General features: G+C 67.3%; 18 protein-coding genes and 2 pseudogenes. 13 read left to right on the top strand and 7 right to left on the bottom strand.

All coding sequences use genetic code 11. The features are described from left to right. Positions 1-134 precede the first annotated feature (134 nt). The 6 genes and pseudogenes from ASJ79_RS12200 (at position 135) to ASJ79_RS12175 (ending at position 8,538) form a co-directional block, all read left to right on the top strand. The gene (locus ASJ79_RS12200) at positions 135-1,565 is read left to right on the top strand and encodes an MFS transporter (RefSeq protein ID WP_067955474.1); all 1,431 of its coding nucleotides are present in this window, start codon (positions 135-137) and stop codon (positions 1,563-1,565) included. 191 nt (positions 1,566-1,756) lie between these two features. Then, positions 1,757-3,474 (top strand): annotated as a pseudogene (locus ASJ79_RS12195) (dipeptide ABC transporter ATP-binding protein). Between the two features lie 149 nt (positions 3,475-3,623). After that, positions 3,624-5,138, top strand: a complete 1,515-nt coding sequence (locus ASJ79_RS12190) for an ABC transporter substrate-binding protein (protein ID WP_197420184.1) — start codon at positions 3,624-3,626, stop codon at positions 5,136-5,138. A gap of 69 nt (positions 5,139-5,207) precedes the next feature. Next, positions 5,208-6,203, top strand: coding sequence for an ABC transporter permease (locus ASJ79_RS12185; RefSeq protein ID WP_369803652.1), 996 nt, complete (start codon positions 5,208-5,210; stop codon positions 6,201-6,203). Positions 6,204-6,295: 92 nt separating this feature from the next. Beyond that, a complete protein-coding gene (locus tag ASJ79_RS12180) occupies positions 6,296-7,090 on the top strand; it encodes an ABC transporter permease (protein ID WP_067955446.1) in 795 nt (264 codons plus the stop codon). Positions 7,091-7,131: 41 nt separating this feature from the next. Next, positions 7,132-8,538, top strand: a complete 1,407-nt coding sequence (locus ASJ79_RS12175; RefSeq protein ID WP_197420183.1) for a C69 family dipeptidase — start codon at positions 7,132-7,134, stop codon at positions 8,536-8,538. 14 nt (positions 8,539-8,552) lie between these two features. On the opposite strand, the gene ASJ79_RS12170 is transcribed toward ASJ79_RS12175, so the two are convergent. Beyond that, entirely contained in the window at positions 8,553-10,106 is a 1,554-nt protein-coding gene (locus tag ASJ79_RS12170; RefSeq protein WP_067955442.1) for an NAD(P)/FAD-dependent oxidoreductase, read from the bottom strand. 12 nt (positions 10,107-10,118) lie between these two features. After that, positions 10,119-10,376 carry a DUF2630 family protein gene (locus tag ASJ79_RS12165; RefSeq protein ID WP_067955440.1) on the bottom strand — a complete coding sequence of 86 codons (258 nt, stop codon included), beginning with the start codon at positions 10,374-10,376 and terminating at the stop codon, positions 10,119-10,121. Between the two features lie 51 nt (positions 10,377-10,427). Between ASJ79_RS12165 and ASJ79_RS12160 the strand changes: the two genes are divergently transcribed. Beyond that, complete coding sequence (locus ASJ79_RS12160; protein WP_067955438.1) at positions 10,428-10,790, top strand: FKBP-type peptidyl-prolyl cis-trans isomerase; 363 nt, start codon at positions 10,428-10,430, stop codon at positions 10,788-10,790. Positions 10,791-10,865: 75 nt separating this feature from the next. Here the strand turns inward: ASJ79_RS12160 and ASJ79_RS12155 are convergent, their stop codons facing one another. Then, the gene (locus ASJ79_RS12155) at positions 10,866-12,209 is read right to left on the bottom strand and encodes a HAMP domain-containing sensor histidine kinase (RefSeq protein WP_067955436.1); all 1,344 of its coding nucleotides are present in this window, start codon (positions 12,207-12,209) and stop codon (positions 10,866-10,868) included. Positions 12,210-12,218: 9 nt separating this feature from the next. Next, entirely contained in the window at positions 12,219-12,929 is a 711-nt protein-coding gene (gene prrA, locus ASJ79_RS12150; protein ID WP_197420185.1) for a two-component system response regulator PrrA, read from the bottom strand. A 109-nt stretch (positions 12,930-13,038) separates the two neighbouring features. Between prrA and ASJ79_RS12145 the strand changes: the two genes are divergently transcribed. The 4 genes from ASJ79_RS12145 to ASJ79_RS12130 all read left to right on the top strand — a co-directional run bounded on the left by ASJ79_RS12145 (position 13,039) and on the right by ASJ79_RS12130 (position 21,959). After that, on the top strand, positions 13,039-15,024 hold the full coding sequence (locus tag ASJ79_RS12145; protein ID WP_067955432.1) for an ABC transporter ATP-binding protein: 1,986 nt from the start codon (positions 13,039-13,041) through the stop codon (positions 15,022-15,024). After that, positions 15,017-16,969, top strand: coding sequence for an ABC transporter ATP-binding protein (locus ASJ79_RS12140; protein WP_067955429.1), 1,953 nt, complete (start codon positions 15,017-15,019; stop codon positions 16,967-16,969). Before ASJ79_RS12145 ends, ASJ79_RS12140 begins: the two co-directional genes overlap by 8 nt. Beyond that, a complete protein-coding gene (locus ASJ79_RS12135; protein ID WP_067955428.1) occupies positions 16,966-18,786 on the top strand; it encodes an ABC transporter ATP-binding protein in 1,821 nt (606 codons plus the stop codon). The genes ASJ79_RS12140 and ASJ79_RS12135 overlap by 4 nt, the downstream gene beginning before the upstream one ends. A gap of 89 nt (positions 18,787-18,875) precedes the next feature. Then, the gene (locus ASJ79_RS12130; protein WP_067955426.1) at positions 18,876-21,959 is read left to right on the top strand and encodes a cadherin-like domain-containing protein; all 3,084 of its coding nucleotides are present in this window, start codon (positions 18,876-18,878) and stop codon (positions 21,957-21,959) included. A gap of 73 nt (positions 21,960-22,032) precedes the next feature. Here ASJ79_RS12130 and ASJ79_RS12125 read toward each other — a convergent pair whose 3' ends face one another. After that, positions 22,033-23,136: an epoxide hydrolase family protein gene (locus ASJ79_RS12125; RefSeq protein WP_067955424.1), complete on the bottom strand. Its 1,104-nt coding sequence runs from the start codon at positions 23,134-23,136 to the stop codon at positions 22,033-22,035. Between ASJ79_RS12125 and ASJ79_RS32165 the strand changes: the two genes are divergently transcribed. Beyond that, on the top strand, positions 23,126-23,464 hold the full coding sequence (locus ASJ79_RS32165) for a hypothetical protein (RefSeq protein WP_156448397.1): 339 nt from the start codon (positions 23,126-23,128) through the stop codon (positions 23,462-23,464). The genes ASJ79_RS12125 and ASJ79_RS32165 overlap by 11 nt on opposite strands. A 128-nt stretch (positions 23,465-23,592) precedes the next feature. Continuing rightward, the gene (locus ASJ79_RS12120; protein ID WP_082753804.1) at positions 23,593-25,017 is read left to right on the top strand and encodes a hypothetical protein; all 1,425 of its coding nucleotides are present in this window, start codon (positions 23,593-23,595) and stop codon (positions 25,015-25,017) included. Positions 25,018-25,083: 66 nt separating this feature from the next. Here the strand turns inward: ASJ79_RS12120 and ASJ79_RS12115 are convergent. Together ASJ79_RS12115 and ASJ79_RS33870 are read right to left on the bottom strand one after the other, a co-directional pair. Next, a pseudogene (locus ASJ79_RS12115) lies at positions 25,084-25,377 on the bottom strand (carboxyl transferase domain-containing protein); the annotation flags it as partial. A gap of 12 nt (positions 25,378-25,389) precedes the next feature. Beyond that, on the bottom strand, positions 25,390-25,495 hold a 106-nt coding region (locus ASJ79_RS33870), incomplete at its 5' end, for a hypothetical protein (RefSeq protein ID WP_231750834.1).

Raw genomic sequence — 25,495 nt, 5'->3', positions numbered from 1 at the left:
GGCCCGGTCCACGCGGCGCGGTCCGCGAGGGTCATTTCACGCGCGCTCGTCGTCGGCGAGCGCCGGCTTCCCGTCACTTGCCCCGTCCACGGTCGTGAACTGACGATGACCGGGTGGACACGACGGTCGGGTCGATGACGCCCAGGCGCAAGGCCATCGTCCTGGTGTCCTGCTGCCTGAGTCTGCTCATCGTGTCGATGGACGCGACCATCGTGAATGTGGCGATCCCGTCGATCCGCCGGGATCTGTCGGCGACGTCGGCGCAGATGCAGTGGGTGGTCGACATCTACACCCTGGTGCTGGCCTCGCTACTGATGCTGGCCGGGGCCACCGGCGACCGCTTCGGCCGGAGGCGCGTGTTCCAGACCGGACTGGCCCTGTTCGCCCTCGGCTCGCTGGCCTGCAGCCTGGCGCCGACCATCGACGCGTTGATCGGCGCCCGCTTCCTGCAGGGCATCGGCGGATCCATGCTCAATCCTGTTGCGTTGTCCATTATTTCGCAGGTGTTCACGACGCCGGTGGAGCGGGCGCGGGCGCTGGGGATCTGGGGCGGGATCACCGGGATCTCCCTGGCGGCCGGACCGATCGTGGGCGGCCTGCTGATCGAGACCGTCGGCTGGCGCTGGGTTTTCTGGATCAATCTGCCGATCTGCGCGGCGGCCATCGTGCTGACCGCCATGTTCGTCCCGGAGTCCAGGTCGGCGACGATGCGCAACGTCGACCCCGTCGGGCAGGGTCTGGCGATCCTCTTCCTGTTCGGCATCGTGTTCACCCTCATCGAGGGGCCGGTGCTCGGTTGGACCAACCCACGCGTCGTCGCGGTCGGCGTCGTCGCCGTGCTGGCGCTGGTGGCGTTCCTGGGCTTCGAGTCGCGCCGCCACGACCCGTTTCTGGACCTCCGGTTCTTCCGCAGCATCCCGTTCAGCTCGGCGACCGTCAACGCGGTCAGCGCGTTCGCCGCGTGGAGTGCCTTCCTGTTCATCATGTCGCTGTACCTGCAGAGCGGGCGCGGCTTCTCGGCGATGCAGACGGGTCTCATCTACCTGCCGATCGCCGTCGGCGCTCTGCTGTTCTCGCCGCTGTCGGGCCGGCTCGTCGGCCGCCACAGTGCCCGGCCGTCCCTGGTGGTGGCCGGGGTGACGATCACCGCGGCCGCGACGATGCTGACCTTCCTGACCGCGACGACGCCGGTGTGGTGGCTGCTGGTGATCTTCGCGGTGTTCGGCATCGGCTTCGCGATGGTCAATGCGCCGATCACCAACGCCGCGGTGAGCGGAATGCCGCTCGACCGGGCCGGCGCGGCGTCGGCGGTGACGGCGACGAGCCGCCAGGTCGGCGTGAGTATCGGTGTGGCGCTGTGTGGTTCGCTCGCCGGTTCGGCGATGGCGGCCGGCGCCACCGATTTCGCGAGGGCCGCGAGGCCACTGTGGTTCGTGTGTATCGCCTTGGGGCTGGTGATCCTCGGCCTCGGCCTGTTCGCGACCTCCCGGCGGGCACTGCGCTCGGCCGAGCGGCTGGCCCCGCTGATGTCCGATGCAGCGGGACCGGTCAGTGGCACGCGCTGACCGGTGAAGCGATCGCCGGATCCGCATGAGGCCATTGTTACGTTCATGTCAACTCGTGGGCCGCGATTTGACGGGGCTGTATATACGCAAAACTATCTACTGGCAGTAGCTGGTATCCACTGTCGGTGGTTGAGCCGGTCTGCTGCAGGTCTTGCAGACCGTTCCTCAGTACCCGATCGAAGGATCAACTTTTGTCCGGCTCCACCCCCGCAAGTCCCGCCGGTGACGTCGCGAGGAATCCCGTTCTCTCGTTCCGTGACACCCGGGTGACTTTCGAGACCGAGCGGGGAAGTGTAGAAGCGCTGCGTGGGTTCGATCTCGACGTGCACGAGGGCGAGATCGTGGCATTGGTCGGTGAATCAGGTTCCGGCAAAAGCGTTTCCATGCGTGCTGCGATGGGTCTCCTTCCCCCGACGGCCGCCGCGAGTGGCCACATCCGCTTCGGCGAGACGGAGTTGATAGGGCTGCCGGAGACGGACTTCGCATCACTTCGGGGGAAAGATCTCGCGTTGATCTTCCAGGAACCGTCCGTCGCACTGAGTCCGGTCTTCTCCATCGGTCAGCAGCTTGTCGAGACTTTCCGCCTGCACAAGAAGATGAGCCGCAAGGCAGCTCGTGCGTATGCCGTCGAGATGCTCGGGGCTGTCGGGCTGCCCGATCCATAAAGCAGATTGGCGTCGTTCCCGCACGAGTTGAGCGGCGGGCAGAAACAGCGGTGACGATCGCGATGGCCCTTGCCATGCGTCCGAAGGTCATCATCGCCGACGAGCCGACGACAGCCCTCGACGTGACAGTCCAGGCCGCCGTTCTCGAGCTTCTTCGGGAGTGCAGGGACAAGCATGGGTCGACCATCGTGTTGATCACTCACAACATGGGTGTCGTCGCCGATCTGGCCGACCGCGTCGTGGTGATGCGTGATGGAAAAATCGTCGAGACCGGGGCTACGGAGCAGATTTTCGCCTCGCCGGCTGAGCAGTACACCCGGGAGTTGATCGCTGCCGTACCTCGCATTCCGGAAGCGTCCGTTGCGCAGGTTACCGAGACACCGCCTGCGCCCCTCGTCGCCCCGGTGCTGTCGGTTGAAAACCTGCGCGTCATCTACGGGTCCGGCCGGAAGGCCGTCAGAGCCGTGGACGGTGTGAGCTTCGACCTGGGCGAGGGGCGGCTACTTGGTCTGGTCGGCGAGTCCGGCTCCGGAAAATCGACCATCGCGCAATGCCTTTCCGGATTGCTCCTGCCGACGTCAGGGGCTGTCACCGTGTTGGGTGAGAACCTCGCCACTGTCAAGGGCAAAGCGCGCCGCCGTCTGACCGGCTCGTTGGGCGTGGTGTTCCAGGATCCGCGGGCGTCGATCTACCCGCGCCGGACCGTCGCGGAAGCTGTCCGTGAACCGCTCGACATCCATAAAGTCGGGACCCCGAAGTCACGCGCTTCCCGGGTTGCGGAAATGCTCGATGCCGTCCACCTCCCCACATCTTTCGCCGACCGCTTCCCCCACGAGCTTTCCGGTGGACAACGGCAACGGGTGGCCATCGCGAGGGCGTTGGCGTTGGACCCCGCCCTGGTGATCGCCGACGAACCGACATCTGCGCTGGACGTCTCGGTTCAGGCACGAGTGGTCGAACTGCTCCGTGAGTTGATGGGCGAACTCGGGTTCGCCTGTGTGCTCATCACGCATGACCTCGGTGTCGTTGCCACGGTCGCCGACGACATCGTCGTGCTGCAGGCGGGCCGCATCGCCGAATCTGGCTCGGCGCCTGCTGTTCTGGGCAACCCCGAGAACGCCTACACCCAGCAGCTGGTGGCGTCTGTGCCTGTTCCGGATCCGGTGGTGCAACGGCGCCGACGCGCTGAGCTGCTGGAGACCCTCGTCGGTCGGCAACGGGACAGGGTCGGCGCGGTGGGCTGAGCGCCGTCCGACTTATACGCCCGGCCGTCGGGTTGTCGAGTTTCGATTGTTTCTAGTGAGGAGGCTATGTGAGTGCCGTAAGACGAGTGATCCGTTCGGGCAGGGGGTTCGCCGGTCCGCGCGGCGTGTGTGTCAAAGGTGGTGCCGCGGTGCTCGCTGCGGCGATCGCGTTGACGGCCTGCAGCCCCGCTCCGAGCGGCCCGGTTCCCGCCGGAGACGGTGGAGGAAGCTCCATCACCTTCCTGTCCGCTGAGAATCTGGCAGGACGATGGGATCCCTTCGACCACACACTCCTGAGTCAGGACCGGCTGCAACAGGCCGTATACGAGGGTCTGCTCACCTTGGACGAGGACCTGGAGTACCAACCGTTGCTGGCAACGGAGTGGTCCAATCCTGAACCTGAAATCTGGGAGTTCAAGCTCCGGGAAGGGGTGACCTTCCACGACGGCACGCCGTTGACGGCCAACGACGTCAAGGCATCGATCGAGTATGTATCGAATCCTGAGGTGACGGGCTCGTTCTCGTTCCCGAATCAGTTCACCGCCGAGGTGGTCGACGACCACACCGTGCGCATCAACACCGGAGAGCCCTTCGCCGCGACGTTGGCACTGCTCGCCAGCGGCGTCTCGGCGGTCGTCGCGCCCGCCCATCTCATCGAGTCCGGCAACTTGGACGAGAAAATGGTCGGTACCGGACCCTACATGTGGGACTCCTACGAGGGAGAGGAGACCGGGGTCAAGTTGACCGCCAACCCCGAATACTGGGGTGAGCAGCCGGCGGTCAAGGATTTCTACTTCCGCTTCGTCGGTGACAGCCAGACCCGGCTCGCCGCATTGCAGTCAGGTCAGGCGCAGATCATCGACCGCGTCGAGCCCGACCAGATTCCTGTCATCGAAGCGACACCCGGGCTCGCGGTTCAGCGCACCCCGACCGTGGAGTCCAAGTGGACCGCCTTCCGAATCCAGAAGGCTCCGATGGACAATGTCAAGCTCCGGCAAGCGATCGCGCATGCGATCGACGTCCCGACCATCGTCGACAACATCATGATGGGTAGCGGCGAGGTCAACACCAGCTTTTTGACCTCGATGCAGAAGTTCTCCGGGAACAGCCCCACCTTCCCGACCTACGACCCGGAGAAGGCCCGGCAACTGCTGGCCGAAGCCGGTTACCCCAACGGTGAAGGTCTCCGCGAACTCGAATACTGCGTGTCGGTGGGCTTCTACCCGAAGACCAAGGAGTACGGCGAGTACATCGTCCAGAACCTCGCCGATATCGGCATCAAGTCGAGGTTGCAGACCCTTGAGGTGGCGCGCTACAACCAACTGCTCTTCGACCCGCAGGCATGCGACCTCTACGACCACGGCTGGTTCATCGCATCCACGGATCCCGAGGTGGTGTTGCTGTCGCTGTTCCGCAACGCCCTCGTGACGGGCGCGCCACTACCGGAAGTGGCGGCCGTTCTCGAGAAGGAAGCCGCGACAATGGATCCACAGCAGCGCGCTGAGGTCTTCCGCAACGAAGTGCTGCCGACCATCGAGACCTCGCTTCCCGAGTTCCCGATGTTCGCAAGTGAACTCGCGACCGCGTACAGCGACTCCCTGCAGGGGTTCGAGGTGTGGCCGAACTCGTACTTCCGGATCCAAGACATCACCATGGCGGAGTGACGACGGTGGGGTGGGGTCGCCACAGCGTGGCCCCACCCCACCGCGCACGAGCAGAGCGAAAGCAATCCATTGACCTACTTGTTTCGCAAGGTTGTTCAGACACTGGTCGTTCTCCTGGGTGTCGTAAGCCTCGTGTTCTTCATGCTGCGTCTGATCCCGGGCGACCCGGTGCGAGTGATCGCGCCGACTGCCAACGAGGCGGCCGCTGCACAGATCCGTAGCGAACTCGGACTCGATCAGCCGCTGTTCACCCAATACTGGCGCTTCCTGCAGCAGATGGTTCGCGGCGACTTCGGAGAGTCGTACTTCTTCCAGGGCGGAGCCCTGGATCTCGTCTTGAAGGCGTTGCCCTACACGGCATTGCTGGCGATGGTTGCGCTCGTACTGAGCGTTCTGGCCGGTGTCGCGCTCGGGGTGTTCGCGGCGCGGCGCGAGGATCGCTGGTCGGACCGGACGGTCAACATCCTCACGATCGTGCTGCAGTCAATGCCGAACTTCTGGGTCGCCATCATGCTCGGCTCGTTCGTGGCGGTGAAGTCGGGACTCTTCCCGACGGTCGGTTACGTCGGCCCGATCTCTCTGGTGCTGCCCAGCATTGCGTTGGCGGCACCGCTCACGGCGGTGATCGCCAATGTGGTGCGCACCAACGTCGTCGACACGCTCCGCAGCGAGATGGCGGTGGCGCTGCGCGCGAGGGGGCTTTCCACAGGTCGCATTGCATGGCGGCATGCGTTACGGCTCAGCGGAGTACCGCTGCTGACGGTGCTGGGTGCTCAGTTCGGATACCTACTCGGCGGCGCGGTGGTGGTGGAGTACATCTTCAACTACCCCGGCATGGGTCTGCTCACCCTCAACACCGTGCTGCGGCGGGACTACCCCCTGATGCAGGTGATCACGCTGGTGACGGCGCTGATATTCCTCTTGCTGAACTTGATGGTCGACCTGTCGTACGGCCGCATCGACAGGCGGATGGCCATCGACAACCGTGCCGGAGCCCGTTCGAGTCCGACGAGGTGGTCGGCGTTGCTGCGCAACGGTGCACGGCTGAGGGGAGCACAGGCATGACGACGGTGCCGGGTGAACACGAAATACAGGATGGCGCCATTCTCGCGAGTCCCTCGAGGCAGCGACTCGCGTGGTTTCCCCGGACCATCACCATGTACATCGGTTCGGCGATCATTCTCTTCGCCGCACTGACCGCGGTACTTCTCCCGGTGCTGGCGCCGCCGTCGGACACCGTGGTGAATCCTGCGCGCGCGTATCTTCCCCCATCCTCTGATGGTCACCTGCTCGGCACCGACCAGGTCGGGCGCGACATGGCCGTGCGGATCGCCATGGGTCTGCAGACCTCGTTCGCGATCGCCATCACGGTCATCGCGATCGCCATCGTCGTCGGATTCGTGGTGGGATTGGCATCAGGTTACTTCGGGGGTCTACTCGACACGGTGCTCATGCGCCTGACCGATATCCAGATGGCACTGCCGTTCATCGTGCTCGCCGTCGCGGTGCTTTCCGTCTCCGAACCGTCGTTCTGGTCGTTGACCGCGGTCCTGACGCTGGCGATGTGGCCGACCTACGCGCGCGTCGTACGCAGCGCCACCCAACTCGAGAAGTCGACGGACTACGTGCGGGCTTCGGTGGCGATGGGTGCGACCCCGGCTCGCATACTCCGGAAATACCTTGTGCGAACCAATATCACGGCTGTGCTGGTTCTGGCGGCCCTGGACGTCGCAGCGGTGATCGTCTACGAGTCGACGCTGGGGTTCCTCGGAATCGGTGCTCCTCCGGACATGCCGTCGCTCGGATCGATCATGGCCGACGGAAAGCAGTACATCCTGGTTCAGTGGTGGATCACGGTGGTGCCGGGTCTCGCACTGATCGTCACTGTCGTGGGTCTCAACCTCGTCGGCATCGCCTTGCGCAGCCGAGCCAAGAGCCGTGGCACCGCCTGACCGGCATGAATCAATCTGAGAACACGAACGGAGTGAACGACATGTACACCGACTTCCGGGCAGCCAGCTGCGACACCATGGTCGCCGTCGGAGAGGCAACTGCCTCTGGCCGCACGATCCTTGCCAAGAACAGCGATCGGAATCCGAACGAAGCGCAATACCTGACCCGGATCCCGGCGGCTCGGCACGACCCCGGCGACACGGTGCGGGCTACCTACATCACCGTCCCGCAAGTCGGTGAAACGTACGCCGTCATCGGCTCGCAGCCTTGGTGGATCTGGGGATTCGAGCACGGTGTCAACGAGCGTGGCGTCGGTGTCGGTAACGAGGCGCTGTGGTCCCGGGAGGAGGCGTCCGCGGAACCGGGTCTCCTCGGAATGGATTTGTTGCGTCTCGTGCTCGAGAGGTCCGCGTCGGCCGACGAAGGGCTGCAAGTTCTCATCGGCCTGCTGGAGGAGTTCGGTCAGTCGGGCACCACGAACCTGGTTGTGGACCAGACCTATCACAACGGCTTTCTGATCGCAGACGCCTCGACAGCTTGGATCGTCGAGACGGCGGGGAAACACTGGGCGGCCAAGCGGGTGACCACGGTGGCCAGCATTTCCAACGCCTACTCGATCCGCACCGACTACGACCTGATCTCTGCCGACGCGGAGTCCTACGCCGTCGAGCGTGGATGGTGGGACTCCGGCAGCGGCGGGCCCTTCGACTTCGGCGCTGCTTACCAGGATCCCGAGCTTCCCTTTCTCCCGTCATGCACTGCGCGGCTGGCCCGTTCCGGTGAGGTGATGTCAGCCCATGCTGAACGGGGAAAGGTCAGTATCGAGGACATGTGGGCCGTACTGCGCGATATCGGCGAGTCCGCGGCGGACTGGCGGCCCGGCATCAAGTCGGAGTCGGTGATCTGCATGCACGCCGAAGACACCAAAGGGCATGAGACAGCGGCCAGTATCGTCACGGAATTGTCCGACGATCCACTGATATTGGCCTCCCTTGCCTCGCCGAGGTTGTCGTCCTTCGTTCCAGTCTGGTTCAATTCGCCCGAAGTTCCCTGGCAGCAGCCGGATTCCGGAGACCGGGACGACGAGTGGTGGGCTACGGAGCGGATGCAGCGGCTGGTCGAGCGCGACTACGCCGCCCTCGGGGCGGCTCCCGAAGCGCTGTTCAATCAGGCGGATCGCCGTACGCTGGCGGCGGTTCGGGCTTTGGGACCGTCGGCATCGGCCGAGCAACGCGGTGCGGTGACGGCGCAGGCGCTGACTCGTCGGTCGAACCTCGTGGCTCACTGCAGCGCCATGGTCGCCGAGCTGGCCGATGACCTGATGGACCCCGCCACGATCGACCCGCGCGGCAGTTATCTCGTCGACATCGAGGCGATGGCAACACCGACCGCGCGCGATGCCATCCCTGCGCACGTGCGGCCGGCGCTGACCGACGCATCCGTCTGAGCCGAACTGGCCGACTAACTCTCCAGCACGGCCATCGCGGCGTTGTGGCCGCCGATCCCGGACACCGCGCCGCCGCGGCGGGAGCCCGATCCGCACAACAGTATTCGGTCGTGTGCGGTCGCGACCCCCCAACGCCGGGCAGGCGTTCCGAGGTCCTCGTCGTCTTCGGCGAACGGCCACGACAGTGCCCCGTGGAAGATGTTGCCGTGGGTCATGCCCAGGGTGTGGTCCAGATCGGCGGTGGTCTTGGTCTCGATGCACAGCCGGCCCTGGCTGTCCTGCATGACGATGTCCTGGATCGGTTCGGCAAGAACGGAGTTCAGCGAAGTCAGCACCGCGGAGGCCAAGGTGTCACGCAGCCGCTCCGGTGGTGCGGTGGCGGTCAGGGTGTGCGGCGTGTGCAGGCCGAACACGGTCAACGTGTGCGCGCCGGCAGCCTGCAGCGATTCGGACAGGATGGTCGGATCGGCCAGGGTGTGACAGTAGATCTCGCACGGCAGCGGATCGGGCACCGAGCCGGCAGCGGCCTGCAGGTACGCGGCGTCGAGCTGGCCGTAGGTCTCGTTGATGTGGAAGGTGCCACCGAAAGCCTGCTCGGGCGTGACGTTCTCGTCGCGCAGCCGTGGTAACCGGGTGAGCATCAGGTTCACCTTCACCTGGGCGCCGGGCGTCAGGTCGGGTTCTTCCTCGCCGAGCAGGCGGGCCAGCACCGCAGGGGTCACGTTGGCCAGCACATGCCCGGCGGTGGCGACGTGGTCGTCGCCGCCTCGGTGGTAGCGCACCTCGCCGTCCGGGGTGATCGCGTAAACCTCTGCGTCGGTGACGATCTCGGCGCCGAAGCCGGTCGCTGCGGCGGCCAGCGCCCCGGACACCGCCCCCATCCCGCCGATCGGCACGTCCCAGTCCCCGGTGCCGCCCCCGATCAGGTGGTAGAGGAGACACCGATTCTGCGTCAAGGATTCCTCGTCGAGGCGGGCGAACGTACCGATCAGCGCGTCGGTGGCCATCACCCCGCGCACCACGTCGTCGTCCACGGCCGAGGTGATCGCGTGCCCGATCGGCTGCTCGATCAGCGCGCGCCAGGCGGCCTGCGCGTCGTGTCCACCGGCGGCGGTCACGGCGCCGAACATCTCGGACCGGGTGCGCAGCGGTTCGGTCAACGTCGGCCACATCGGTGTGGTGACGGACCGGCAGCGCTCGTAGAAGTTGTTGAAGCCGCTTTCGTCGGCGGCGGCGCCGATCGCGCCGAAGGTCGACTGTGGTCCGATCAGCAGCCCGGTGCGGCCCCCGTCGGACGGGTGAGGCGTATATGACGAGTACCGCCGGCGCGCCAGCCTGACTCGGGCCCCGAGGTCCTCGACGATGCGCCGCGGCAACAGGCTCACCAGATACGAGTAGCGCGACAGCCGGGCGTCGATCCCGGCGAACGGATGCTGCGACACCGCCGCGCCGCCGACGTGCCCGAGGCGCTCGAGCACCCGCACGCTGCGTCCGGCCCTGGCCAGGTAGGCGGCGGCCACCAATCCGTTGTGCCCTCCACCGACCACGACGGTGTCAACGCGCGTCACGAGATGCCGCCCTCAGTTGAGGTAACCCTCGACCTCACCTTCGGGGCGCACCTGCGCGCTGTCGGGATCGCCACCGCTGGCACGCAGCGCACGGCGCTGGCGGAGCAGGTCCCAGCACTGGTCGAGCTGGACCTCGACCGCCTTCAGCCGGGCGTGTTCCTCGGATTCGTCGATCTCGCGGTGTTGCAGTTTGTCGCGCAACTCCCGCTCCTCGGCGACGAGTTCGTTGACTAGGTTCAGGATGTCTCGATCTGTGTTTTCCTCGGCCACCGTTCCAGTGTGCAGATATTTCGCGCCCCCGTCCGCGACTAGGGTGGTCGGATGGCTACCAAACCCGAGATCGAATTCCCCGACGGCCCGGCGCCGGAAGAACTGGTGATCGAAGACCTCGTCGTCGGCGAGGGCCCGGAAGCGGTCCCGGGTGCCAGGGTCGAGGTGCACTACGTCGGCGTCGAGTACGACACCGGCGAGGAGTTCGACAGCTCGTGGAACCGCGGCGAGTCGATCGAGTTCCCGCTGCGCGGCCTCATCCAGGGCTGGCAGGACGGTATCCCCGGGATGAAGGTCGGCGGGCGCCGCAAGCTGACGGTCCCGCCGGCGCTGGCCTACGGCCCCGCCGGCGGCGGGCATCGGCTGTCGGGCAAGACTCTGATCTTCGTCATCGACCTGCTGGCCACCCGCTGACATCGCCCGCCGAACTTGCATTCCGGCAGACGTCCACTCGCACTTTGCCTGCTGGAATGCAAGTTCGGCAGGGGGTCAGCGCGGGCCGGGCAGCCGTAGCAGCAGACGCGCCCCACCCAGCGGGCTGGCCTCCAGAGACGCGGTGCCGCCGTGCAGTTCGGCCTGCTGAGCCACCAGCGCCAGGCCCAGCCCCGAACCCGAGTGCGACGCGGTCGACCCACGGGAGAACCGGTCGAACACGACCTTGCGTTCCTCCTCCGGAACCCCGACCCCGTCGTCGTCGATCGCGATCTCCACGCCCTCGCGGGAGCTGACCGCCGACAGCTGCACCCGCGTCGCGCCGCCGTGTTTGACCGCGTTGGCGATCGCGTTGTCCACCGCCAGCCGCAGCCCGGCGGGCAGCCCGACGATGATCACCGTCGGTGCCGGCACCAGCGACACCTCGAGCTCCGGGTAGACGCGCATCGCATCGTGGGCGGCGCGGTCGAGCAGCTCGGTGATGTCGACCGGGACGTGGTCGTCCTGGGTGGACAGCTCGCCCTGGGCGAGACGCTCCAACGCGCCGAGGGTGGCCTCGATGCGCGACTGCGTGCGGATGACGTCGTTGACGACCTCCTTGCGGCCCTCCTCGGACAGGTCGAGTGTCGCGAGTACCTCCAGGTTGGTGCGCATCGCGGTCAGCGGGGTGCGCAGTTCGTGCGCGGACACCGACGCGAAGTCGCGCGCGGAGGCCAGCGCCGCTTTGGTGCGGCCCTGTTCCTCCCACACACGTTCGACCAGCCCCTTGACCGCGTCGGCGATCTCGACGGCCTCCGTGGCGCCGCGGATGTCGATGTCGGGTGCTTCGTCGCCGGCGTCGATCTGCCGGGTCTGCTGGGCCAGCCGTTTGAACGGCCGCACCGCGAACGCCGCCAGCAGCCAGCCGCCGAAGGTCGCCGCGCCGACGGCCAGTGTGCAGATGATCAGCACCCGGCGGTGCAGGTTGTTGGTGTCGGCGATCGTCGCGTCGTAGGTGGCGCCGACGGCGATCGACATCGGCTCCGGTGCGGACAGCTCCACGGTGCGCACGCGGTAGCGCACGCCGTCGACGTAGGTGTCGGCATAACCCGGCTCCAGCTCGGGCAGCACCACCTTGGAGTTGGATGTGATCTGTCCGTCGCCGCGGCGCACGGTGATGACCGCGTCCTCGTCGTTGGGGGTCGGCGGGATCTGGTCGAGGCCGCGGGGCAGGAACGGGATCGCGAACCCGGCGGCCTCGTCGAGCCGACGGTCCAGCCGCTCCTTCCGGTCGTTGGTGATGCCGACCCACACCACCGTGCCGACGATCCCGACGACGATCGCCGCGGCGATGGCGGTGGCGAACGCGACCCGCGTGCGCAGCGACGGTGTGCGGCGGAAGATGCGGGACAGCGCGATCATGGCCGCCGCCTACTGCTGCCTGAGGACGAATCCCACGCCGCGGACGGTGTGCAGCAGCCGCGGTGCGCCGTTGGCCTCGAGCTTGCGCCGCAGGTAGCCGATGAACACGTCGACGACGTTGGTGTCGGCGGCGAAGTCGTAACCCCACACCAGCTCGAGCAGCTGCGCCCGGGACAGCACCGCGGTCTTGTGCTCGGCGAGCACGGCGAGCAGGTCGAACTCCCGCTTGGTGAGGTCGACGTCGACGCCGTCCACCCGGGCGCGCCGGCCCGGGATGTCGACCTCCAGCGGGCCCACCGTGATGGTCTCCGACGAGAACGTCGCGGTGGAACCCCGCCGGCGCAGCAGCGCCTTGACGCGTGCCACCAGCTCGGCCAGCACGAACGGTTTGACCAGGTAGTCGTCGGCGCCGGCTTCCAGCCCGGCGACCCGGTCGTCCACCGACGAGCGGGCCGAGAGCACACACACCGGCACGTCGTTGTCCATCGCGCGCAGTGCGGTCACCACGGACACCCCGTCGAGCACCGGCATGTTGATGTCGAGGACGATCGCGTCGGGTCGCGTCTCGGTGGCGCTGCGCAGCGCCTCGGCGCCGTCGACGGCGGTGAACACCTCGAACCCGGACAGACGCAGCCCGCGCTCGAGCGAGGCGAGCACGTCGGGATCGTCGTCGACCACGAGCACCCGGGGTGAGCCCACACCACTGTCCATGCACGCAATCTTGCCCGATGTAGGCGCGCCGTCGTGGGAGGTGGTGCCTGCGGATTACCGGGCGGCCCCGGCGGGAAGTCATTGACCTCAATGTTCGTTGAGGTTCTACGGTGAAAACATGAGCTTGGAAACGGTCGCCCGGCAGTCGCTGTACCGGCAGACCCACGCCAAAGGCGGTGACCTGCACTCCCTGGCCGACCGTCGGCTACTCGGCAGAATCTGGCGCTTCGCCGCCCGGCACCACCGCCGGTTGGGGGTGTTCGTCGCGGTCAGCGTCGTCGGTGCGTCGCTGACGGTGGCCACCCCGCTGCTGGCCGGACAGGTGGTCGACGAGATCACCGGCGCCGGTAGCGCCGCGGTGGTGGTCGCCCTGGCCGTCGTCATCGCCGGGGTCGCGCTCGCCGAGACCGGTGTCGCGCTGCTGACCCGGTGGCTGTCGTCGACCATCGGCGAGGGTCTGATCCTCGATCTGCGCACCGCGGTGTTCGACCACGTGCAGCGCATGCCCGTCGCGTTCTTCACCCGCACCCGCACCGGCGCGCTGGTGAGCCGACTCGGCAACGACGTGATGGGCGCCCAGCGCGCGTTCTCGGACACCTTGTCCGGAGTCGTCGCCAACCTCGTCACGCTGACGTTGACGCTCGCGGTGATGCTCGGCATCTCCTGGCAGATCACACTGGCGGCGCTGGTGGTGTTGCCGCTGTTCTTGATCCCCGCCCGCCGCATCGGCGCGGCGATGGCCCGGCTCTCCCGGGAGGCCGCCGCTCACAACGCGACGATGAACACCCAGATGACCGAACGGTTCTCGGCCCCGGGCGCGACCTTGGTGAAGCTGTTCGGCGACCCCGCCACGGAGTCACGCGAGTTCGGCGTGCGGGCCGGACGGGTGCGCGACATCGGGGTGCGCACCGCGATGCTGCAGTCGACGTTCATGAACTCGCTGACGTTGATGTCGGCGCTGGCGTTGGCCCTGGTCTACGGGCTGGGCGGGACGCTCGCCCTCGGCGGCCATCTGCAGGCCGGCCAGATCGTGTCGCTGGCGCTGCTGTTGACCCGGCTCTATGCGCCGCTGACGGCGCTGGCCAACGCGCGTGTCGAGATCGCGACGGCGCTGGTCAGTTTCGAGCGGGTTTTCGAGGTGCTGGACCTGGTTCCGTTGATCCGCGAACGCCCCGGCGCCGTCGAGGTCCCGGCGGGGCCGGTCACCGTGGAGTTCGACGACGTGCGGTTCTCGTATCCGGCCGCCGGTCAGGTGTCGCTGGCCTCGCTGGAGGAAGTCGCCGAACTGGACGACCGGGGTGGGGAGGAGGTGCTGCACGGCATCACCTTCACCGCGCAGGCCGGGCAGGTGGTGGCGCTGGTCGGGTCCTCCGGCGCGGGCAAGTCGACGATCGCGTCGCTGGTGGCGCGCCTGTATGACGTCGATGATGGGGCGGTCCGGCTCAACGGCACCGACATCCGCGACGTGACGTTCGCGTCGCTGAAGGACACCGTCGGCATGGTCACCCAGGACGGACACCTGTTCCACGAATCCATCCGCGCCAACCTGACCCTGGCGGCTCCGGACGCGACCGACGACGAGCTGTGGGAGGCGCTGCGGCGGGCGCGGCTCGACGACGTCGTCGCGGCCATGCCCGACGGGCTGGACACGGTGGTGGGGGAGCGCGGCTACCGGCTTTCGGGCGGGCAGCGGCAGCGGCTGACGATCGCACGGGTGCTGCTGGCCTCCCCGCAGGTGGTGATCCTCGACGAGGCGACGGCGTCGCTGGACTCGGAGTCCGAGGCCGCGGTACAGGCCGCGCTCGCCGAGGCGCTGGCCGGGCGGACCTCGATCGTGATCGCCCACCGGCTGTCCACGGTGCGCGCCGCCGACGCGATCCTCGTCGTCGAAGACGGGCGCATCGTCGAACGCGGCACCCACCAGGAGCTGCTGGCCCGCGGCGGCCGCTACGCCGAGCTCTACCGCACGCAGTTCGGCACCGACCGCCGAAATTGCATTCCAGCAGGGCCGCACTCGAACTTCGGCTGCCGGAATGCCAGTTCGGCGCGGGGAGAGCGGGAGTTAATCGCTTGCTCGCAATGGGAAGATGTTCTAAGTGGCTGATACCCGGGACTCTCTGCATGCGGCGCCCGCGATCGCGGCGCCACCGAAACGGGTGAAGCCCAGTTCGGACCTGTGGCGGATGATGCCGTACCTGCTCCCGTATCGCGGCCGCTGGATCGTCATGATCATCGTCGCGCTGGCCAGTCTCGCGGCCACCATCTCCATCCCGCTGATGACGAAAGCGGTGATCGACGGCCCGGTCCGCCACCAGGACCAGCAGGGCCTCTGGCTGGTCGGCGCCGCGGCGGTCGCCGTCGGGGTCACCGAAGCGGTGCTGTGGTTCATCCGGCGCTGGCTGGTGGCCCGCGCCACCATGGGCGTCGAGGCCGACATCCGCAAACAGCTCTACGCGCGGCTGCAGATCCTGCCGATGTCGTTCCACGGCCGCTGGCAGTCCGGCCAACTGCTGTCCCGAATCATGAACGACCTCAGCACGATTCGGCGGTTCATGTCGTTCGGGCTGATCTTCCTGATGCTCAACGTCCTGCAGATCACCGTCGTCACCGCGATCCTGCTGGCGATGTACTGGCCGCTCGGAGTGGTGGTGCTGGTCTCCATCGTGCCGATCACGTTGACGGTGCTGCATTTCCAGCAGGAGTACACGCGGCTGTCGCGGCTCGCGCAGGATCAGGCCGGCCACGTCGCCACCCATGTCGAGGAGGCCGCGCTGGGCCTGCGGGTGATCAAGTCGTTCGGCCGCGAAGACTACGTCTACCAACGGTTCGACGATCAGCTCACCGACCTCTACGACACCCAGGTCGGCCGGGTGTCGGTGTCCGCGAAGTTCTGGACGCTGCTGGAGGTCATCCCGAACCTGACGTTGATCATCGTGCTCGGATTCGGCGCCTACGCCGCCGGACAGGGCTATGTGACGATGGGCACCCTCGTCGCGTTCATCACGATGATGCTGTCGCTGGTGTGGCCGGTCGCGTCCCTGGGATTCCTGCTGTCGATGACCCAGGAGTCGTTCACCGCGGCCAACCGGATCGCCGAGATCTTCGACGCGCCACTCGAGATCACCGACGGTCCGCGCGAGCAGGCCCCACGCGGCGGTCGGCTCGAGCTTGTCGACGTCGGGTTCAAGTTCCCCGATTCCGTGTCCGGCGAGCCGGGCAGAGCTGCCGGGCAGTGGTCACTGCGCCACGTGAACCTGACCGTCGAACCCGGTGAGACGTTGGCGCTCGTCGGTGCGACAGGCTCGGGGAAGTCGGTGCTCGTCGGACTGCTGTCGCGGCTCTATGACGTCACCGAGGGCGAGATCCGCATCGACGCGCAGGACATCCGCGAACTGTCCCTGCAGGCGCTGCGTCAGACGGTGGCCACCGCGTTCGAGGATCCCATCTTGTTCTCGATGTCGGTGGCGGAGAACCTCCGGCTCGGTCGCCCGGACGCGACGGACGAGGAGTTGCACCGGGCCGTCGACATCGCCGCCGCGCAGTTCGTCTACGACCTGCCCTTCGGGCTGGACACCCGCATCGGCGAGCAGGGCATGAGCCTGTCCGGCGGTCAGCGCCAACGCCTTTCGCTGGCGCGCGCCATCCTGGCCGAACCGCGGATCCTGGTCCTCGACGACACGCTGTCGGCGCTCGACGTGCACACCGAGGCGGTGGTCGAGGAAGCGCTGCGCCGCGTGCTGCACGAGGTGACCGGCATCGTGGTGGCCCACCGCGCGTCCACCGTGCTGCTCGCCGACCGGGTGGCCCTGCTGCAGAACGGCACCATCACCCACGTCGGCACCCACGCCGAACTTCTCGCCGGGGTACCCGAGTACCGCTACCTGCTGGCCGCCGACGACGAGCTCGACGACGGTGCCGAGCGGGCGTGCGACTGGGCCGACGAGCGCCTGCGCGAAGAACAGATGATCGAACAGGAGGAGCGCACCCGACTGGAGCACGACGGCGAACCCGGCCGGGTCGATCACGAGATCCTCGGGAGGCGCGCGTGAGCTCCGGAACCGACTGGCGCGGAAAATTCGACGACCACCAGGATCTCCCGATCGACGAGACGGTGCCGCGCCGGCGCGAGGCGCGGTCGCTGCTGTACTCGCTGTTGCGGCCCTACCGCTGGGTGGTCGCCGTGCTCGCGATCGTCGTCGTGGTGGAAAACGCTGCGCGCCTTTCGGTTCCACTGCTGGTGCAGAAGGGGATCGACGACGGGATTCCGCCGCTGCTCGACGGCGGGCCCGCCACCACGCTGCTGACCATCGTGGCTGCGCTGTGCGGCGTGGTGGTCGTGCAGGCCACCAGCCGGATGTACTTCCTGCGGCGGTCGGGCCGGATCGGCCAGAAGGTGCTGCTCGAACTGCGGCGCCGGGTCTTCCAGCACTTCGCCCGTCTGGACATCGCGTTTCACGACCGCTACACCTCCGGCCGGGTGGTCAGCCGGTCCACCAACGACGTCGAGGCCATCCAGGACATGCTGGAGACCGGGTTCGACAGCCTGATCACCGCGGTGCTCACGCTGGTCGGCACCGCGGTGCTGCTGGTCGTGCTCGACGTCAAGCTCGGCCTGATGTGCCTGGCCGCCTTCCCGGTGCTGGTGCTGTTGGTGTGGTGGTTCCGGCGCGAGTCGTCGAAGACCTACCGCGACGTGCGGGAGATCTCGGCGCTGGTCATCGTGCAGTTCGTCGAGACGATGACGGGCATCAAAGCGGTGCAGGCCTACCGGCGCGAGCCGCGCAACCAGCAGATCTTCGAGGACATCGCCGACCGTTACCGCGTCATCAACGAGAAGACGTTCAAGCTGCTGGCCGTCTTCATGCCCGGCGTCAAGCTGGTCGGCAATCTCACCACGGGGGTGGTGCTGCTCTACGGCGGCTACCGGGTGCTGCACGGGGAGATGACCATCGGCACGCTCGCGGCGTTCCTGCTGTATCTGCGCATGTTCTTCGAGCCGATGCAAGAGATCTCCCAGTTCTTCAACACGTTTCAGTCCGCGGCGTCGGCGCTGGAGAAGCTCGCCGGGGTACTCGCCGAGAAACCGGGCATCGACGATCCGGCCCGTCCCGTGACGCTCGGCGAGGTGCGGGGCGAAATCGCGTTCCGCGGCGTGCGATTCGAGTACGTCCCGGGCCGGCCCGTCCTGCCGGGGCTGTACCTGGTGATCCCGGCCGGCCAGACCGTGGCGCTGGTCGGCACCACCGGCGCGGGGAAGACGACCATCGCGAAACTGATCACCCGGTTCTACGACCCGGTGGCGGGCACGGTGACGCTGGACGGCGTCGACCTGCGCGACGTGACCCAGTCCGATCTGCGCCGCCACGTCGTGATGGTGACCCAGGAGAACTTCATGTTCGGCGGCACGATCGCCGACAACATCCGCTTCGGCGCACCCGACGCCACCGACGACGAGGTGCGAGAGGCGGCCCGCGCGGTCGGTGCGCACACCTTCATCGAGGCGCTGCCCGACGGGTACGACACCGATGTCGCCAAACGCGGGGGCCGGCTGTCGGCGGGGCAGCGCCAGCTCGTCGCGTTCGCGCGGGCGTTCCTGGCCGACCCCGCCGTGCTCATCCTGGACGAGGCGACCTCGTCGCTGGACATCCCGAGTGAACGGTTGGTGCAGCGCGCGCTCGAGACGGTGCTGGCCGACCGCACCGCGGTGGTGATCGCGCACCGGTTGTCGACGGTGCAGGTCGCCGACCGGGTGCTGGTGCTGGAACACGGTCGCGTGGTCGAGGACGGAGCGCCCGACGAACTCACCGCCCGCGGGGACGGACATTACGCGGCATTGCACCGGTCCTGGGTGCAGTCACTGGCGTAGCCGGCACCGCCCGGATTCACCGAAATCGTTCCTTCGGGCAACATCGCGCCCTAGGCTGGCGTTGCTGTCAGCAAATATCAGGGGGTCGGATGAATCACGCACAGTTCATTGGTCGGGTCGGGGCGCTGGCTGTCGCTCTGGGCATCGGGGCGGCGACGGTCACGCTGCCGGGGGTGGCGTGGGCTGACCCTGGCGAGGACACGTCGGCCAGCGCCGGGCAGACGAATGCCGATGATTCCTCCCAGGATTCGACGACTGACGAGCAGCAGGCAGACAACGAGATTGACGAAGATGTCGATTCCGGGGACGACGTCGTCGAGGAGGATCCGGCACCGGAGGACGAGGCCGAGGACGACGAGCAAACAGAGGCGAAGGAACGCGGGACCTACGGCAGCAATCCTTCGGAAGCCGATCTAAAAGCCGAGGAAGAGGACACCGCGCCGACCGACGAGGACGACCAAGAGGTCGCGGTCGAGGTGGAAGCCGAGGTCGAGGTCGAACCCGAGCCGACACCCACCGAGGACGACGTCGCCGTTGCCGATCCGCCCGAGGCGGCCGGTCCCGGCGCAACTGAGGTGACGGCCGAACAACCCGTGGAGGTCCCCGACGAGACGGCGGAACCGGCGTCCGCGCCGTCGTCGGTCGTCACGGCCTTGTTCGCCCCGCAGTCGTCGGACGGGGAGGCCCCCACGGCTCCGGTCGAGTCGCCGCTGCTGTGGACCCTGCTCGCGTTCGCCCGGCGGCAGTTCGGTCAGCCGAGAACCGAGATCGGCGACAGCAGTTCGCCCACGGGCACCACCGAGTTGGTGGAGCCCGGCGCCAGCGCGGTGCCGGAGCCCGGCGAGGTCTCCACCGGCGACCCCGGCATCTTCACCGGTTCGGTGAGCGGCCGCGTCGAGGCGACCGATCCCGACGGCGGGTGGCTCACCTACAGCGGATCCACCAGCACGGACAAGGGCAGGGTCACCGTCACCCCGTGGGGCACCTTCCGCTACACCCCGACCGCCGCGGCGCGCCACGCGGCGGCCGCAGACGGCGCCTCTGAAGAAGCCAGGACCGACAGCTTCACCGTCACCGTCAAGGACGCCGCCGGCAACACGGTGGAAGTTCCTGTCACCGTTGACATCCTGCCGCGGAACTCCACTCCGTTCGGTGCCCGTGCCCGCGCCGACAACCCGAGCCTGACCACGGGCACCGCGATCATCAGGGTCAGTGCCTACGACTTCGACCGGGACACCCTCAGCGTCACCGGACCGCTCTCGACCGACAAGGGAGAGCTCGTCAACAACGGTGACGGCACTTTCACCTACACGCCGACCGCCGCCGCCCGCGAAGCCGCCGGCGCCCCGGGCGCACCGGCCGAGGCCGGGATCGACACGCTGACCTTCACGATCAGCGACGGGCACGGCGGCGTCCGGACGGCCACCGTCGATGTCATCGTGGCCGCCTACGCCGAGACGAGCGCATCCACTTTGGGACGGGCCGCAGGCCCCGTCCTCGTGAGCGCCAACGGCACCATCTACCAGGTCACCTACGACGTCGACTCGACCAACAGGCCGATCCGGACCCGCGTCAGCATCCTCGACGAGGACGGCCAGGTGCTGAAGACCACCGAGGTCATCGCCGGATATCCGGTGGAGCAGGCACTTCCGGTGGTACGGCCCGACGGCAGCCTGTTGGTGACCACATACAAGGAGTCCTCCAACACCTCCACGATCTCCGTCGTGGACGGCCTCGGTGAGGTGACGACCGTCGCGACGGTGATCGGGCAGCCGTCCGCACCGATGGAGGTCACCTCGAACGGCGCGGTGTTCTTCACGACCCGACAGTTCGCGTCCGGCTCCGGCGACCGGCTCATCCGAGTCTCACCGACCGGTTCGGTGAGCGTGTATTCACTCGGGGTGGCCGCCGACACGCCGAGCGTGGCGCCGGACGGCAGCGTCTACATCGTGTCCAGCTCGTTCGGTTTCGCATCGGTGCTGGCCGTCGGCCCGCAGGGGACCTGGACGAGGGTGGGGCTTCCGCTCGGGGCGACCAACACCAACGACGTCGTCATCGGCCAGGACGGCCGGGGCTACCTGACCGTCGAGCGAAACGTCTTCGGCACCATCACAACCCGCGTGTACACCTTCACCGGGACGTCGAGCACCGTGCGCGAGATTCCCGGGTCTGCCGACGGCGCGAAGGTGGTCACCGCAGACGGTGTCTACCAGTACACCTACGACGACGCGACCGGGCAGTCCTACATCTCCCGGATCACCGCGGACACGATCGAAACGTCCGATCCCCTCGACGGACGCGTCATCAACCCGATCACCGTCACCCCCGACGGCACGGTCTACGTGTCGGTGCGCAACTCGGTGACCCAGACCGACAGCGTGGCGATCATCAGCAGCAGCGGCGAGGTCACCACGGTCGAGATCCCCGGCACGATCTTCCCGGTCATGCCGAGCGTCAACCCCACGGTCGGTGGTTACGACGCGAATCCGAACATCGGTGACAACGGCTACGTCGCGTACTCGTCCAACGGCGCCAGCTTTCTGGCGGTGCTGAACCCCGACGGGACGATCGCGCGCACGGTGGGTCTGCCGGCCGGAACCGTCGTCTCCACGCCGGTGGACTTCGGCCCGGACGGTGCGGCGTATCAGGTCGTCGAGACACGCGACGCGCAGGGTCGAGTCACGTCGCGGGCGGTGCTCGCGTTGTCCACCGACACGGTGACGCCCGCGCTGCCCGGTAATCCGCTGCAGCCCAACTTCCCCGCCATCCAGTTCGGGCCGGACGGCAGTGGGGTGCTCGTCACCGTGGAATCCGGCCAGTCGCCGTTCGAATATCACTTCCTGCGGTTCGACCAGACCGGCGCCACGATCGCCACCGCCGACCTGTCGGGCTTCCTGCAGGCCACCGATGTGGACTACGTCTACTGGCAGGAGGGGGTCGTGTTCGGTCCCGACGGCACCCCGTACGTCACGCTCACCGGTGCCGACCAAGGCGTCTGGGCGCTGACATCGACAGGTCCGGTCAAGGTCCTCGAACTCGACCTCGCGCAAGGCGAACTCGTCGAGCCGGTCACCTTCGGACCCGACGGCACGCCGTATGTGACGGTGTCCGAGCGCGTCGACGGCAGCTACGTGACGACGGTCCGCACGTTCACCGCGCCGATCGAACTCTGATCACCCTTGTCGCCGAACTTGCATTCCAGCAGAGAAACTCCGAGTGCAGCCCTGCTGGAATGCAATTTCGGCGTCACCGGAAGTCGGCGAAAAACGTTGCGACGTCCTCGATGTAGAGGTCTGGCTGCTCGAAGGCCGCGAAGTGGCCGCCACGCGGCATCGTGGTCCAGCGGGTGATGTTGTAGTTGGGTTCACACCAGTGCCGCGGTGAGCGCAGGATCTCCTTCGGGAACGCCGCCACCCCGGTGGGCAGTGTCACCGGCGTGCCACCGCCGAACACCCGGAAGCTCTCCCAGTACAGCCGCGCCGACGACGCCCCGGTGCCGGTGGCCCAGTAGAACATCACGTTGTCGAGCAGTTCGTCTCTGGTGAGCACGTTTTCGGGATGCCCGTCGCAGTCCGTCCACGACCAGAACTTCTCCACGATCCATGCCAGCTGCCCGGCGGGGGAGTCGACCAGCCCGTAGCCCAGGGTCTGCGGCCGCGTCGACTGCTGCTTGGAATACCCGGAGTCCCACCGCCGGTGATATCCCAGCCGCTCCAACGCGGCCTGCTCCTCCGCGGTGGGTTCACCGAGATCCCTGGGCGGACGACCGATCGGCATGTTGATGTGGATCGCGACGCAATGCCCGACGTTGCGGCCGATCTGGGTGGTGACGGCCGCACCCCAGTCACCGCCCTGGGCGCCGTAGCGCGTGTAGCCGAGCCGCAGCATCAATTCCTCCCACGCCGTGGCGATACGCTCCACCCCCCACCCGGTGGTGGCCGGCTTGCCCGAGAAGCCGTACCCGGGCAGCGACGGGCACACGACATCGAAGCCGGCGTCCGTGAGCGGCTCGATCACCTTGTGGAACTCGACGACCGAACCCGGCCACCCGTGCGTGATGATCAGCGGGAAGGCATCCCTGCGTGTTGAGCGCTGATGGATGAAATGAATGGGCAGGCCGTCGATCTCGGTGGTGAACTGGTCGAACCGGTTCAGCGCGGCTTCCCTTGCGCGCCAGTCGTATTCGTCGGCCCAGTACGAAGCCAGCTCGTGCGTGTAGGACAGCGGGATGCCCTGGCTCCAGTCGTCGACGCACTCGGCCTCCGGCCATCTGGTGCGGTGCAGGCGCTCCTTCAGGTCGGAGAGGTCGCTGTCGGGTATCGCGATGCGGAACGGCTGGATGTCGGCCATGGCCCATCCTGACATCCGGGTCGATCACCGGATATGGGTGTCCACCGACACCCCCCAATACGTTGCAACCGCAAAGAACTGGCCACCGCTTCAGGCCTTGTCGGCAAATCCGGATGCCATGGCGGAGCGCCGTGTCGCCATCGTCCGCGTGGTCAGTCACGTTCACCCAGTGGGTGGCCAGGCGTCGCCGCTGGTCAGCCGACGAGGAGGACGTCGTCGCAACACCTTCCCGAAACCCGGCGTTTCCGGCGTGTTTGGTCCCCTGCGATTCGGGATTGAAGGGCGCAGGCTGTGCCGGCAGTGCAACGTCGTCGTTCCGGACTGCTGAGTCCAGCGCTCGGCCTCCGAGGCGATAGCGACTCGCAGGAGCAAATTTTGACAATTTCGCAAACAAAGACCTTACTCCGAAGTAATATCCCTCTGTTCCGCTAGTGGACACGATTGATTAGGAGTCAAGTGCACACATCTATTCGCTCATACTCGACCGCCGGGGCCGCGCTGCTCACCGCTAGTGCCATCGCCGTCACCCCGGTCGCGGTGACACCCGAACTGCCGGACATCAGCATCGCCAGCCCCGCGGTGGCACTCAGCGCCACCGTCGACCCGATCACCCGGTTGCTCGAGGTCTTCAACAACTCCGAGGTCAACCTCGCGGGCCTGGTCAACAGCTGGCTGGAAGCTCCGGCGCCGGTGCTGCAGCAGGTCATCGCCAACCAGCTCGGCTACCTGGCAGAGCTTCCGGACATCGGGGCGATCGTCGAGCAGGTGTTCACGAACGCGGGGGCCGCGCTCGCGGCGCCGTTCGCCACAGATCTGGCCACCCTCGATGACTTGCACGGCACCGTGTACGACCTCCTCACCGTGGGGATCCCGCCGATCATCGAGCCCGGGGTGCCGGCAAGCCTGTTGCCGCTGGTGGAATTCAGCACCACGTACCTCAGCGGTGCACTGCTGGGCCTGGCAGGCCTGGTGGTCAACCCGGTGCTCGCGCTGGGGCACGGCATCAATGCGGTCTTCGAGAACATCTTCACCGAGACGCCTGATATCGCCGCCGCGGTGAACGCACTGATCAACATCCCCGCCGATATGGTCGACGCCTTCCTCAACGGTGGCCAGAAGATGGACATCACGCCGCTGCTCAGTGCGGTCGGAATCGAGTACCCGATTCCGGGCGTGACGGTCGGGCTGACCTTCGGCGGCCTGTTCAGTCCCGGCGGATCGATTTTCAACAGCTTCGAGATCGGCTTCCCCGACGACAGCTCGGTGACCGGAACCGGGCCCGGCCTGATCGGCTCGCTGATCGGGTTGAGCAAGGTCATCGCCCAGGCGCTGGGCTGGGACGGGGAGGGCAATCCGCTGGCCCCGCCGCTCAACGCGCCGGACTCCACACTGCGCGACGCCGCCGACACGTCGATCGTCGCCGCGAACACCGTCACCGTGGACGTTCCCGGCCAGACCGACACCGGCGAGGTCGCGACGACCGAGCCGGCCGCGTCGACCTCCGAAGGCGAACCCGGGCCCGCGGAGACCCCGGCGGTGGCGGAGACCGACGAGGAAGCCGCCACGGAGACCGAGACCGGCGCCGAGGTCGTCCCGGAGGGCGCTGAGCCGGGAGTCGACGAGGAGACCGTCGGCACCGAAATCGACGAGGAGATCGCCGGTACGGAGGTCGACGAGGAGACCGACGCGGGCACCGAGGAGGACGCCTCCACCGAGGAGGACGGCTCGACCGAGGAGGACGGCTCGACCGAGGAGGACGGCTCCGAGGACTCGTCGGACACCGGCAAGGATGACGACAAGGACGGCTCCGACGCGGGTGACACCAAGTCGGACAGCAAGTCGGACAGCAAGTCTGACAACGGAGGCGACAGCGGCGAGTAAAGCCCCCCTGCGGTGAATTCGGCGTGCTTCTCGTCGCTCAGCGACGGGGAGCACGCCGAATCGCTGCTACGGCAGGCCGATGCGGCGGTAGCGGTCCAGCCGGTCCGCCAGCCGCTGCTCGTCGGGCACTGTGCGCAGCCGGTGCAGTTCGGCTGCGATGGTGGCCGACAGTCGTTGAACGAACGCCTTCGGTTCATCGGCGGCGTCGGGACGTTCGGGCACGATCGCATCGACGATCCCGTTGCGCAGCAGATCTGCCGACCGAATACCTTGTGCCGCAGCCAGTTCCGGGGCGTGGTCGACATCGCGGAACACGATCGCGCTCGCTCCCTCCGGTGGCAGCGGCGCCAGCCAGCCGTTTCACGCGGTGCGTCAGCCGATGCGCTCGATGCCGGCGACGTTGCGCTTGCCACGCCGAAGCACCAGCCACTTGCCGTGGAGATAGTCGGAGGGCTGCGGCGACCATTCGTCTGTGGCG

It is taken from the genome of Mycobacterium sp. NAZ190054 (genome assembly GCF_001545925.1).
Lineage (GTDB): Bacteria > Actinomycetota > Actinomycetes > Mycobacteriales > Mycobacteriaceae > Mycobacterium.
The sequence above is the reverse complement of the archived record's forward strand: the minus strand, read 5'-3'. Positions and strand labels throughout refer to the sequence as shown.